The following is a 12168-nucleotide window of genomic DNA, read 5'->3' on the forward strand; positions in this document are numbered from 1 at the left end:
CCCCGACCCGTTTCCGGGTTCGGACACTCTTGCGGGTGACGCGGAGTGACGGGCCGTGCGTGTCTGCTGGTGGCATGGACTTCAACAGGCGCACGGCGATGGCAGCGGGACTCGGGGCGATGGTCGCGGGCAGCGGCAGCACGGCGCGGGCGGCCGCGCCCATGACGATGACGGTGACGGTGCAGGGCGAGTCCGCGGTGCGGACGAACATCCCGGTGGTGAGGGACCGCAGGGCGGCCGGCGGCCGGTACCTGCGGTTACGGACGACCGGGAAACCCCCTGCGCGGACCGGCTGGTACGCGACGTACTCCGTGCGCGCCCCGCGGGCCGGGGTGTACGCGCTGACGGCCGTGGCCACGGCGCCGGTCGAGACGCCGCACACCGAGGCCGTCGCCTCCTACCTGCACCTGTCCGTGAACGACGGCCCCTTCTCCGAGATCGCGGGCTCGCAACCGCACTGGTACGCATCGCGGCCCGCCTGGGGCGACCTGTCCCGGCTGGATCTGGGGACGGTCGAACTGCGGGACGGCACCAACACGTTCACCTTCCGCGTCACCGAACCGGCCGTCCTGGACACCACGACGGCGTACGTCCTGTCGCTGGACCGCTTCACGCTGCGCCGTCTGGACGGGCACCCGGCCCTGAGCGAACTGTCGGTCCCCCGGCACCGCGAGGGCGAACCGGCCCGGCTGCGTCTGACCCTCGACGGGCACGCCACCCGCGACCACCGGGTGCGGTACGTGGTGAGCGACCACCACGGCCACCGCGTCGCCACCGGCCACGCCGCCGTCGCCGCCGGTGACCTCGGCGCGACGGTCACGCTGCCCGCACTGCCCCCGGGGCACTACCGCGTGGAGGCGGAGGGCGTGACGGGCCGGTTCGCCCGCCTGCCGGCCCGGCCCGCCGTCACCGGCCCCGCCGCCCGCTTCGGGGTCAACCTCTGGGCGTCCTCCCTCGTGCCGCCCTCGCGTCTGGCGGACTTCGCCTCCGCCCTGCGGGACATGGGAGCCGGCTGGGTACGGGACGGCCAGTCCTGGCCCGCGGTCGAGCCGGTGCCGGGCGTCCACGACACCGGCGTCCACGACCGCCGCACCCGCACCCTGCGCGCCCACGGCCTGGCCGTCCTCGACGTGCTCTCCCCCGCCCCCGAGTGGGCCATGACCGACGCCTCACTCCCCCTCCCGGCGGACCTCAGGCACGCCTACCACTACGCCCGGCGCCTCACGGCCGCCGCCCCCGAGGCGCTCCAGCTGTCGAACGAACCGGACGTCGACACCACCCGCAGCACCGGCGACGCCCACGCCGCGTTCGTGAAGGCCACCGCGCTCGGCATCAAGGACGCCGCGCACGAACCCTGCCTCGTCGTGCTGCCGGGCATCGCCCAGACCGGCCCCTTCCAGGACCTGCTGCTCGCGAACGACATCGTGCGGTACGCCGACGTGTGGGCCTTCCACGGTTACCCCGATCCCACCGAGCCGGGCGAGCCGCGGTTCCCGGGCGCCGCGGACGAGCAGCACGAACTGGCCCGGCGGCACGAGGCGGGCATACCGCTGTGGATGACGGAGTGCGGCGCGTTCCAGAAGACGCGGCCGGGCGCGGACCTGACACCCGCGCAGGAGATGGAGCAGGCGCGGTACGTGGTGCGTTCGATGGTGGAAGGGCTGGCGGCGGGCAACGACCGGCAGTTCTGGTTCGCGGGCCCGCCGCTGCACGACGACGGCGTCTACTTCGGGCTGCTCGACCGCGACTTCCGGCCGCTGCCGGCCTACAGCGCGTTCGCGGCCCTCACCTCACTGCTCGGCGCGGCCCACTTCACCGGCCCCGCGCCCCTGCTGCCGGACGGCGTCCGAGGGTTCGTCTTCGACAGCGGCCGCGGCGAGCAGGTCACGGTGGTCTGGGCGGAGCGGCCCGTGCGCCTGACCCGGTGTCCGGCGGGGACCGCCTACGACCTCATGGGCCGCCGCCTTCCCTCCGGGAAGCCGGTGACCGCCTCGCGCGACCCGCTCTACTTCACGTCCGCGGCGCCTCCCGCGGCCTCGCCTCAAGCCCCCGCCCGGCCGAGGGGCCGGCTCTCCCCCGCCGAACACATCGTCCTCGCCCAGCGCTTCCCCGCCCGCAACGCCGCCCCCGGCAAGCAGGACGGTGACGCACCCCCGCCGCACGGTTACCGCCTCGGCCGCCGCACCCGCATGAGCGTCGACGTCTACAACTTCGACGACATCGCACACCGCGTGACGGTCTGGGCACCACCGGTGGGCGGCGGCTGGACCGCGGGGACCGACCAGGGGCAGGGCCAGACCTGCGTAAACGTGCCGGCCGGAGGGAGGGCAGGCGTCAACTTCACGATCCTCGCGGAGAGTTCGGTCCCGCGCCGGATCGACCGGCGACTGACCTTCAGGGCGACGGCCGACGGTCAGGCAGAAGTGCCCGCGTCCGTGTCGCTGATCCACCGCCGGTGACGCACCGGGAATCCCGGAAAAGCCGAGTTAACGCGGGTAACACCCGAGGTCGGAAAGGTAAGCGCATACCGACCGATCAGTTTGCAGAAACCCTCGCGCAGGACCCCTACTCCGAAGTAGCGTGCGTGGCTCCCGCCCCCCACCTCCCTGCGGCCCGCCGCACCGGATCCCACCCTCGCAAGGAGAACCGGGATGTCCTACGACCCGTCCCCGTCCTACCCGTACCGACCACCCGAACCACCCCCCTCCTACGACCCGTACACGTACGACACCTACCCCTGGGCACCGCAGGAGGCTCCCGAGCCGGCCGGACGGCGTCCCCAGCGCCACGCCGCGCTCGGACACCACAGCGACCTGCGGGTGCTGCGCAGCGCCTACCGCTGGCAGCGGCGCGTGGCCACGCTCACGGCGCTCGGCTACTTCGTCCTGTTCCTGACCCTGTCGGCGTTCGCGCCCTCGTTCATGACGAGCACCGTCACCGACGGCCTGCCCACCGGCCTGCTGCTGGCGCTCGTCCAGGTCCCCGTGACCTGGCTCGCGGTCGCCCTGTACGAACAGACGGCCCGCCGCCGCGTCGACCCGATCGCGGACCGGATACGCAAGCACGCCGAGCTGGACGCGAAGCGGGAGGGAGCGCGGTGAACACCGTCTTCAGCGGCAACGCCCAGGCGATGTCCCTCGTCGGCTTCTCCGCCGTCGCCACGATCACGCTGCTGCTGTGCGTGATGACGGGCCCGGACCGGGACGACCTGGACGAGTTCTACACCGGCTACAGCTCCCTGTCCCCCATGCGCAACGGCCTGGCGATCGCCGGTGACTACATCTCCGCCGCGACCGTCCTCGGCACCGGCGGGGTCATCGCCCTGTTCGGCTACGACGGGATCGTGCTGGCACTGAGCACGGCCCTGTCCCTGATGCTGCTGATGTTCCTGCTGGCCGAACCGCTGCGCAACGCCGGCCGGTTCACCATGGGCGACGCACTGACCCGCCGGATGCCGGGACGCGCCGTCCGCATCGCCGCCTGTGCGGTGACCCTGGCGGCACTGGTGCCGCTGATGCTGGTCCAGCTGGCGGGGACCGGGCAACTGATGGCGTTCATCCTCGGCTTCTCGGGCGAGTCACTCCAGACAGGCTGCATCATCGGCGTGGGCGCGCTGATGATCAGCTACGCGGCGATCGGCGGGATGAAGGGCACCGCCCTCATCCAGATCCTGAAGATCGTGATGCTGCTCGGCTCCGGCATGGTGGTCGCGATACTGATCCTGAACCGGTTCGACTGGGACCCGGGCGCGTTGTTCGACGCGGCCGCACAGAACAGTGGTGTCGGCTCGGCGTTCCTCTCCTCGGGCCTCCAGTTCGCGGGCGGCCCCAGCCCCGACCTGGACATGATCACCGCGCAGCTGACCGTGGTCCTCGGCGGTGGCGTCCTGCCGCACGTCACCATGCGCATGTACACGGCCTCCAGCGCCCGGCAGGTGCGGCGCTCGATGTCCTGGGCGGTGTCGGGTGTGGCCCTGTTCGTACTGGTCATCACGGTCGTCGGCTTCGGCGCGACGGCGTTGATCGGGCGGAAGCTGATCGCGCAGGTCGACCCGCAGGGCAACACGGCGTATCTGCTGGGATCGCAGGCGGCCTTCGGGCGGGACGTGTCGTCGGCGGAGACGTTCCTGTTCACCACCGTCACCACGGCGGTCTTCCTCACGCTGCTCGCCTCCGTCGCCGGCATGATCCTGGCCTGCGCCAACTCCCTCGCGCACGACGTGTTCGCGGCCCGGGTGCAGGAGATGTCGCCCCGGCGCGAGATGACCGTGGCCCGGCTGTCGGCCCTGGCCGTGGGCATCCCGGCGATCATCCTGGCCACCCAGGTCCAGCACCGCAGCCTGCAACCTCTGGTCACGCTGTCCTTCTGCCTGGGTGCCTCGGCCATCGCGCCCGCGCTGGTCTACAGCCTCTTCTGGCGCCGCTACACGCGAACAGGCCTGCTCAGCACCCTCATCGGCGGCTCCCTCGCCGTCCTGGTGCTGATGCCGGGCACCAACCTGGTCTCGGGTTCACCCGTCTCGGCCTTCCCCGAAGCCGACTTCAACTGGTTCCCGTTCACCACCACGGGCCTGCTCTCGATACCCCTGGGCTTCGCCTGCGGCTGGCTGGGCACGATCGCCTCCGGCCGCCGGAAGTCGGAGGAGCAGCGCCACCAGTACGAGGCGGTGGAGGGGTGGATCCTGGCGGGCGCGGTACGCAGGGACAACTGACGCGAAGCCCTGGCCCGCCGGCCCGCACGGCATGCGTGCGCGCGCGTCCAGTGCCGCCCCCCGCCACGTCAACCGACGGGGTGGCGGCACTGGTACGGCGGCAGGCCGCCGGCTGTTTCAGTCCGCCGCCGCTCGTCCCGCCCACGCCGTCAGGCTGGTGTGGACACGGTCGATGTGCGCGAGGGCGTCGTCCCGTTGTTCGGCGTGCACGCGCAGGAGCCGGTCCGTCTCCGCCTCCGCGGCCTCCGCGTGCTCCCGCGCCCGGGCGACCAGTTCCGCCGCACGGGCGTGAGCCTCCTCCTCCAGCTCGCGGGCGGAGTCCTCGGCGTCGGCGAAGGCCTGCTCGGCCTCGGACAGTTCGGCCTCGGCGCGCGTCACCGCCTCGTCGTGGTGGGCGTCGAGGGCCGCTTCCCGGGCGGCCTCCTGCCGTTCCGTCTGCGCCCACCGCTCGGCGCGTTCCTTGTCCTGCTCGGCCAGCATCCCGGAGGTGCGCTGCCGCATCTCCCGCAAGGCGGCCAGGGCCTCGCCCCGATCCTCCTGCGCCTCGCGCCGGGCCGCGCCCAGGGTCTCGTCGGCCTCGGCGCGCGCGGCGAGCAGCCGCTGCCGGGCCCGCTCGTCGGCGTCGGCGCGTACGGCCTCGGCATGCGCCCGTGCGGACTCCCGCACGCCGTCCGCGGACGACCGCGCCCCCTCCACGTGTTGGCGCGCCTCTTCCCGCGCCCCCTCCCGTACGGCCGCGGCCTCCTGCTCGCCGAGTTCGAAGAGCCGGCGAGCCCGGTCGCCGAGCATTTCGTAGTTCTGCGGGGCCAGCCGGGCCACGGCCCCGCGCAGCCGCGTCAGTTCCTCGTCCATCCGCCGGGCGAGCACCGTCAGGCGGGCGGCTCGCTCCCAGGCCGCGTCGCGGTCCGCGGAGAGGGCCTCGGCGTACTCGTCGACCTGCTCGGGACGGTAGCCGCGCCCCCGCACGGCCGTGAAGCCGTGCGGCGACGCCGTCGCGCTGCTCATCCGGACCCCTCTCCACCACATCGGCGTGAAGTCGCGTCAGAAATGGGATGATTCAGCGCACATCTTGATGGATCAGACGGAAGTGTTCATAACGCGACACTCCGCTCGCAGCCCGGGGCCCCGCGGCCAGACGGGCGGCGGCCGTCATCCCCAGGTGGTGCCCGCGGGCTCCTGGATCGTCGTGTTGATGCGGTTGAACATGTTCGTGACCGAGACGGTGAGGATCAGCGCGGACAGCTCCTTCTCGTCGAAGTGGTCGGCCACCTCGTCCCACAGCGCGTCCGGCACCGACTCCCCCGAGAGGTCGGAAAGCCGCGTCATCGCCTCCGTCAGCTTCAGGGCCGCACGCTCGGCGTCCGAGAAGAAGGGCGTGTGCCGCCAGGCGGCGACGGCCGCGATGCGCTCCTCGCTCACCCCGGCCTTGCGGAGGTTGGCGACATGCCCGTACACGCAGGCACCACAGCCGTTGATCTGGCTGGCGCGCAGCCCGACGATCTCCGCCACCTCCTGTGCCAGGCCGCCCTCCCCGATCGCCTGGAAGAGCGTGCCGATGCCCTTCATCGCGCCGGAAAGGACGTACGCCGGGTTCGTCATCCGTGCCTGCATGATCTCTGCCTCCTGTGTCGGCCGTGCGTCGCTGTCACTGCACTGACGGAGCGGCGGAGGAAGATGTGACAGCCCGACGCGAAGAATTTCCGGCACGGCAGCAAGAAGCCGGGCCCGGTCGTACGAGCGACCCGGACCCGGCTTCTTGTGGCACGTCAGCGGCGACGGCTCACAGCAGTCCGTCCCACATCTCCTCCAGCAGCACCGACCACCAGCTCTCCGGCGAGCCCAGCGCCGCCGGGTCGAGCGCGGCCAGCTGGGCCTGGAAGTCGACGGTCCAGCGGCCCGCCTGCTCCTGGTTCAGCCCGAACCGCAGCCGCCACATCCGCCCGAGCAGCGCCAGGCAGCGGGCGAACTCCGGCAGCCCGGTGTTCACGAACTGCGGCGGCACGGGCGCCCCGCCCGGCCCCGCCTCCACCGGCACGGCGACGATGTTCGCCGTGCCGTACTGCACGCAGATCGCCTTGCCGAAGTCGCTGCCCATCACCAGGTAGGACCCCGCGTCCGAGGCCGGCTGCACACCACGCTCGGCCGCCAGCTCCGCCAGCGTCGGCACGGGCCGCCCCGGCTGGGCCTGCGCCCAGAAGAACGGGCCCATGTCCATCGGCAGCCCGGCCGCCACCAGCGTGTGCGCCACCACCGGCGGCACACCCTGGCGCGACACGGCGGCCTGCTCGAACCGGAACACCCCCGGCCCGAACGCGGCCCCCAGCTCCTGCCCGATGGCCTCCGGCGGGATCGGCGGCGCCGGCTGCACCGGCGGCAGCGGCGCGCGCACCGGAGCCGGACGCGCCGGGCCGTCCGCCACCTGGTGCAACTCGCCCTGGTGGGCCAGCAGCTGCTGCATGCCCTGCTGCCGGCTCGCGTGGTCGGTGCCGTACGGCGCGATGCTCGTGATGCGCGCCTGCGGCCACTGCTCCCGGATCATCCGCGCGCAGTACGCGCCCGGCAGCTCGCACGACTCCAGTTCGGTGTGCAGCTCCAGCACCTGGTCCGGGGGCACGTTCATGGCCCGCAGCTCGTGGAAGATCTGCCACTCCGGGTGCGGCGTGCCCGGCGCCGAGCGCCGGATCAGCTGCTGCTCGGAACCGTCCTGCGCGCGGTAGCGCAGCACGGCCTGGTAGCCGGGGCCCACGGTCGGCTGCCCGCCGGGCTGCTGCGGATAGCCGTACGCCGGCGGCTGCCCGGGGACGGGCGGGCCGGGCGGCGGCATCGCACCCGGAGGCATCCCGCCCGGAGGCATCGCGCCGGGCGGCATACCCGGAGGCACCGCTCCCGGCATCCCGCCGTGCGGGACGGGCGGCGGGCCACCCGGCATGCCGGGTGCTCCCGGGGCTCCCGGGGCTCCCGGGGCTCCCGGGGCTCCCGGGGCAGCGGGCGGCGCGCCGGGCGCCTGCGGCGGCGGAGGCACACCGGGGCCACCCGCCGGAGGCGTGGCGAGCATGGTCTCCGCGTGATGCACCGGACCCGGGCCGCCAGGAGCACCCGGAGCACCAGGGGCGCCGGGCGGGTGAGGAGCACCGGGCGGATTCGGAGCACCGGGCGGGTGAGGTGCGCCGGGCGCTCCGGGAGGGCCGGGCGGCTGCGGGGGCTGAGGCGCGCCCGGGCCCATCCGGCCGGGGTCGGCGAACATCGTGGCGGCATGGTGGACGCCCCCCGGAGGCGTACCACCAGGAGCACCGGGCGGCTGCGGCGCACCGGGGGCACCGGGCGGCTGCGGCGCACCGGGGGGACCAGGCGGCTGCGGCGCGCCGGGCGCATGCGCAGCACCCGCCGGCTGCGGGGGAGGCAGCGGCGCCCCCGGCCCCTGCGAAGAGCCGGCCCCCGCGGAACCGCCCGGGCCACTGGGCCCACCGGGACCACCGGGACCCTCCGAACCGGGTCCTCCCGGCCCTCCCGGCCCGTCAGGGCCGAGCGCCGACACGAGCTGCGTAGGGACGTAACCGCCCGCCGGAGTACCCGGAGCGCCGGGCCCCGACGGCGGGGGCGTGCTGCCCGGCCGCGCTCCCGGAGCACCCGGAGCACCCGGCGGGGGCGGCGTGGTCGGACCCGTGCCCCGCCCACGGCCCGGCGGCGGAGCCGCCTTGCTGGTCGCGGCGTCGGCGATGTCCCCGGCGTTGGGCGCGAGCGGCCGCTCCGGCACACCCGGCCCGGCAGGACGGGCAGGGCCGGCAGCCCCGCCACCCGATCCCTGCGGATAGCCGTACGGCTGCGCACCCGGCACTGGCGGAGGCGTACTGCCCTGCGGCACCCCACCGGCCGGCGTCCCCGGTCCACCGGGCGCGGTGGCCGGGCCCGAGGGGTAGCCGTACCCCGGGCCGCCCGCCGGGCCGGAATCCGAGGCGCCCGGACCGTCCACCGCCGGCGTCACCGCGGTCGGCGGAAGCTGACTGCCGCCCGACATCAGAGCCGTGTGGGCATCGGGCGTCGACGACGGCGGCGGCGTGGCACCGTCGGTCTCGCTCAGCGGCGGTGCGAAGACCGTCGCCGGCAGCGGTACGGAACGGTCGTCACCGGCATCGCCGTTGGTGTCCGTACCGGCCCACGGCGTCGCCCCCTCGGGCACACCCGGCGCGGCGGAAGCACCAGGACCGGCTGCCGAGCCGTCGCCCGCCTCCGCATCACTCCCCCCGGCGGCCGGCCACGCCGTACCACTCCCCGGCGCGACGGGCGCCCCCTGGGCGGGAGTCGCACCGCCCGCAGCCGAGGCACCAGAAGCGGAACCGGAACCGGAAGCCGACCCGCCGGCGGGCACCGGTCCATCGGCAGCAACCGCAGGACCCGAAGGGGCCGCAGAGGCCGAAGAAGCCGCAGAGGCCGAAGACGCCGCAGGAGCCGAACCCGTCTCACCGGCCCCCGCACCCCGCCGATCCGGAATCCCCAGCTTGTCCGCCGCATCCTGCAACCACTCCGGCGGAGTCAGCAGGAACGACGTCTGATTCAGATCCACCCGCGCGGCAGGCGCCGCCGGCGCCGGCTCCTCCGCCACGTCCGGACGGCCGTACTCCTCCTCGTACCGGCGGATCACCTCACCCACCGGCAGCCCGGGCCACAGCGTCGCCTCACCGCTGTCCCGCGCGATCACCAGCCGCTGCGCACCACCGTCCGACCGCGGCCCGTCCGCCCGGTCCTCGGCCCACACCACGAACCCCAGGTCGAACTCCCGCACCCGCACCTCACGATGCTGGTACGCCGGGAGATCCCCGTTGATCCACTCTTCCGCGCGCTCCTGCGCCTGCGCGAAGGTCACCATCGCCGACCTCACTCCCCCACGGCCGAGGACGACACCGCGCCCGCCGGCACCACACGCGCGAACCCGCCGTCCACCATCAGGTTCGCCACCGTCTCCAACTCCGGCGGATTGCCCGCCAGCCGCGACAGGAAGACATCGAAGTCGTCCCCGCACGGCAGCAGCAGCCGCTCCACCCGCTCCGCCGGCGGAACCGAGGGATCCACATCCCGCGCGTCGTCGTACGCGCAGAACCACACGGACCCGATGCGCTCACCCTTCACCTTCACGGCCAGCAGCCCGCCCTGGACGAAGGCGACCCCCAGATAGTCCTTGGTCAGATGGTCACGCAGACACTTGTTGACGTACACCAGGTCATTGACCGCGGCCTCGTCACGCACCGTGAAGAACGGCTGGTCCACCAGCAGCCCCAGCTCCGCGTCCAGCGCGGCACCCACCGGCGCGCACCCGCCCGCCGCCTTCAGGAACGACCGGTACGCACCCGGCAACCGGTAGCCGAGGTCCTCCTCGACGCCCTGCACCTGCGACTCCGTCACCGCCACACCCGACTTCGGCAGCCCGAAGTGCGCCGGACGCGTCTCCTGCAACGGCCGCGTCCCCCGCTTGGAATGGTCGACCCCCGACGTCGCCACACCCCCGTGATGCCGCAGCAAGGCCTTCACCTCGACCGGCACCAGCTCCAGCCGCCGCGACCCCACCACGTGGTGCCACGTCCAGCCGTGCGGCGTCGCCACCGCCGGCACCGTGTCCCACAGCTCGTGCCCGGACGCCGACAACGCCGTGTTCGCCGACACGTAGTCCGTCAGCCGCAACTCGTCGACACCGAAACCCTCCGGCGGCTCCGCGATCTCCGCGGCCGCACGCGCGTAAGCCGAGAAGTCGGGGTAACCATGCTCATCGACCCGTACCCCTCTCGGGTGACGGGCCGCCCGGACCGGATCCGGGAAATGCACGACCTGCCCGGCGTAGGCCGCGTTCGGCGGCGCGGCTTGCTGCCCGAGCCGACCTGTCGTCATGGCGGTTGCCCCCTGCGGCACTCTGTACGACCCGTATTGACCACCCTTGGCGCACTACGACCCGTATCGACTGTCACGTCTTGTTTCTCGACTCCACTGCACCTCGGCGCACTTCACCGCACCTCACTGCACACCCCGACCCCGCGGACCACCCTCCGGTTCACTGCATCGAACCCCGAACGGATCACCGCATCGCCAACGGTGCCGACAGCCTATGCGGTACGACGACACCGGTCACCGGCACCGGTCGGCACCCCCTCCGCTTCCGTGACCAGCCGTCACCCCACCGTGACGGCACACCCCGCTCCGGGCGTGTCGCCGCGCCCCAGCTTCCGCACCAGCCACGGCATTTGGCAGTCTGTGACCCCCGGGGGGATGCACGGAGGGGAAGACGATCATGAACGCCACGCAGACGGGACCACACACCGGCCGGTCCGCCGACCCACGAAACAGCGACCCCAGAGGCACAACCCGCGACACCGGCCCCCAAGCCGGCGACCCACGGGCCACCGACCCCCTGGGCGGCGACCCCCGCATCGGCTGGAGCACCACCGAAGCCACCCACACCCCCGCCCTCCGGCACCGCCGCGACGGCATCCTCCCCACCGTCGCCGCCGCCCTCTCCGTCCGCGGCGCCACCCTCACCGGCACCGCCGCCCGCGGCGACACACCCCCCGCCCTGCACCCCCTCGTCCAGGACTTCCTCGACACCCTCACCAGCGCCCAACGCGACCGCTTCACCGGCCGCTGCGCCGAAACCATCCTCATCTCCCGCCACATCGCCGCCGCCGACACCGCACGCAGCAAACGCGCCGCACGCAAACCCATGACCAACGGCGAGGCACGCAAGGCCCTCAAGCAGGCCAAACTCACCGCCCGACGCATCCGCGAGGACGGCGACCCCCTCCACGGCAGCTTCGCCACCCCCTGCCGCGCCTGCACCGCGCTCAGCGCCCACTTCGGGGTTCGCATAGTCGACCCGGCGTCCCAGAACGGCTGACGCCCACCCCCCACCCCCAGCACACGCAGCACGGCGCACCCTCACGCGCGCCCCAAGACCTCGACGAGACGAAGGGCAGATGCACACCGACCGCACCTCCACCACCCGCTTCGCCGTACCCGTCGACGCCGCGCTGCGTGCCGCCGGCTGGCAACCCGGACGCTGGGACATCAAACAAGCCGAAATCTGGGCCGACACCCTGCGCGACCACACCTCACCCGCAGGACACCGCCACACCGTCTTCCCCGCCGCCGTCGAAGCCTGGGCCGAATTCGGCGGACTCCACATCACCCCCACCGGCCCCGGCCGCCAAGTCGCCCCCGCAGGCCTCCACCTCGATCCGCTGCACGGCCTCCACATGGCCCGCACCCTCGCCGACCTCGGCCGCGCCCTCGACACCGACGTCTGCCCCCTCGGCACCGAAACCGACAGCCAGGCCCTCCTCGCCATCGACACCGACGGCCGCGCCTACACCCTCGACCACACCGGCGACTGGTACCTCGGCCCCGACATCGACCACGCCCTGGCCACCCTCATCACCGGCACCGAACCCGCCCGCCTCACCACCGCCTGACCACCC

Annotated in this window: 9 protein-coding genes; 5 read left to right on the plus strand and 4 right to left on the minus strand. The window is 73.6% G+C overall.

All coding sequences use genetic code 11. The features are described from left to right. Positions 1 to 74: 74 nt before the first annotated feature. From AB0E85_RS00255 to AB0E85_RS00265, 3 genes are all read left to right on the plus strand, one after another. The gene (locus AB0E85_RS00255; protein WP_361920887.1) at positions 75 to 2459 is read left to right on the plus strand and encodes a hypothetical protein; all 2385 of its coding nucleotides are present in this window, start codon (positions 75 to 77) and stop codon (positions 2457 to 2459) included. Between the two features lie 192 nt (positions 2460 to 2651). Next, the gene (locus AB0E85_RS00260) at positions 2652 to 3101 is read left to right on the plus strand and encodes a DUF485 domain-containing protein (protein WP_361920889.1); all 450 of its coding nucleotides are present in this window, start codon (positions 2652 to 2654) and stop codon (positions 3099 to 3101) included. Next, positions 3098 to 4711 (plus strand): cation acetate symporter, encoded by a 1614-nt coding sequence (locus tag AB0E85_RS00265; RefSeq protein WP_361920891.1) that lies wholly within the window; start codon positions 3098 to 3100, stop codon positions 4709 to 4711. The genes AB0E85_RS00260 and AB0E85_RS00265 overlap by 4 nt, the downstream gene beginning before the upstream one ends. A gap of 117 nt (positions 4712 to 4828) precedes the next feature. Here AB0E85_RS00265 and AB0E85_RS00270 read toward each other — a convergent pair whose 3' ends face one another. From AB0E85_RS00270 to AB0E85_RS00285, 4 genes are all read right to left on the minus strand, one after another. Beyond that, the gene (locus AB0E85_RS00270) at positions 4829 to 5716 is read right to left on the minus strand and encodes a cellulose-binding protein (RefSeq protein WP_361920893.1); all 888 of its coding nucleotides are present in this window, start codon (positions 5714 to 5716) and stop codon (positions 4829 to 4831) included. 144 nt (positions 5717 to 5860) lie between these two features. Beyond that, on the minus strand, positions 5861 to 6322 hold the full coding sequence (locus AB0E85_RS00275) for a carboxymuconolactone decarboxylase family protein (protein ID WP_361920894.1): 462 nt from the start codon (positions 6320 to 6322) through the stop codon (positions 5861 to 5863). A gap of 169 nt (positions 6323 to 6491) precedes the next feature. Further along, the gene (locus AB0E85_RS00280; RefSeq protein ID WP_361920896.1) at positions 6492 to 9575 is read right to left on the minus strand and encodes an SUKH-4 family immunity protein; all 3084 of its coding nucleotides are present in this window, start codon (positions 9573 to 9575) and stop codon (positions 6492 to 6494) included. 8 nt (positions 9576 to 9583) lie between these two features. Beyond that, positions 9584 to 10588 carry an SMI1/KNR4 family protein gene (locus tag AB0E85_RS00285; protein ID WP_184847189.1) on the minus strand — a complete coding sequence of 335 codons (1005 nt, stop codon included), beginning with the start codon at positions 10586 to 10588 and terminating at the stop codon, positions 9584 to 9586. A gap of 397 nt (positions 10589 to 10985) precedes the next feature. On the opposite strand from AB0E85_RS00285, the gene AB0E85_RS00290 reads away from it, so the two are divergent. Both AB0E85_RS00290 and AB0E85_RS00295 read left to right on the plus strand, forming a co-directional pair. Next, positions 10986 to 11588, plus strand: coding sequence for a YwqJ-related putative deaminase (locus AB0E85_RS00290; protein ID WP_361920898.1), 603 nt, complete (start codon positions 10986 to 10988; stop codon positions 11586 to 11588). A 79-nt stretch (positions 11589 to 11667) separates the two neighbouring features. Beyond that, complete coding sequence (locus AB0E85_RS00295) at positions 11668 to 12162, plus strand: SUKH-3 domain-containing protein (RefSeq protein WP_361920900.1); 495 nt, start codon at positions 11668 to 11670, stop codon at positions 12160 to 12162. The last annotated feature ends 6 nt before the right edge of the window (positions 12163 to 12168 follow it).

Origin of the sequence: Streptomyces sp. NPDC029044, from assembly GCF_040637495.1 — a bacterium.
Classification (GTDB): Bacteria; Actinomycetota; Actinomycetes; order Streptomycetales; family Streptomycetaceae; genus Streptomyces.

Excerpts from the sequence above, each read along its gene's own strand:
- AB0E85_RS00255 (WP_361920887.1), top strand. The coding sequence starts at position 75 with ATGGACTTCAACAGGCGCACGGCGATGGCAGCGGGACTCGGGGCGATG.
- AB0E85_RS00260 (WP_361920889.1), top strand. The coding sequence starts at position 2,652 with ATGTCCTACGACCCGTCCCCGTCCTACCCGTACCGACCACCCGAACCA.
- AB0E85_RS00270 (WP_361920893.1), bottom strand. The coding sequence starts at position 5,716 with ATGAGCAGCGCGACGGCGTCGCCGCACGGCTTCACGGCCGTGCGGGGG.
- AB0E85_RS00275 (WP_361920894.1), bottom strand. The coding sequence starts at position 6,322 with ATGCAGGCACGGATGACGAACCCGGCGTACGTCCTTTCCGGCGCGATG.
- AB0E85_RS00280 (WP_361920896.1), bottom strand. The coding sequence starts at position 9,575 with ATGGTGACCTTCGCGCAGGCGCAGGAGCGCGCGGAAGAGTGGATCAAC.
- AB0E85_RS00285 (WP_184847189.1), bottom strand. The coding sequence starts at position 10,588 with ATGACGACAGGTCGGCTCGGGCAGCAAGCCGCGCCGCCGAACGCGGCC.
- AB0E85_RS00290 (WP_361920898.1), top strand. The coding sequence starts at position 10,986 with ATGAACGCCACGCAGACGGGACCACACACCGGCCGGTCCGCCGACCCA.
- AB0E85_RS00295 (WP_361920900.1), top strand. The coding sequence starts at position 11,668 with ATGCACACCGACCGCACCTCCACCACCCGCTTCGCCGTACCCGTCGAC.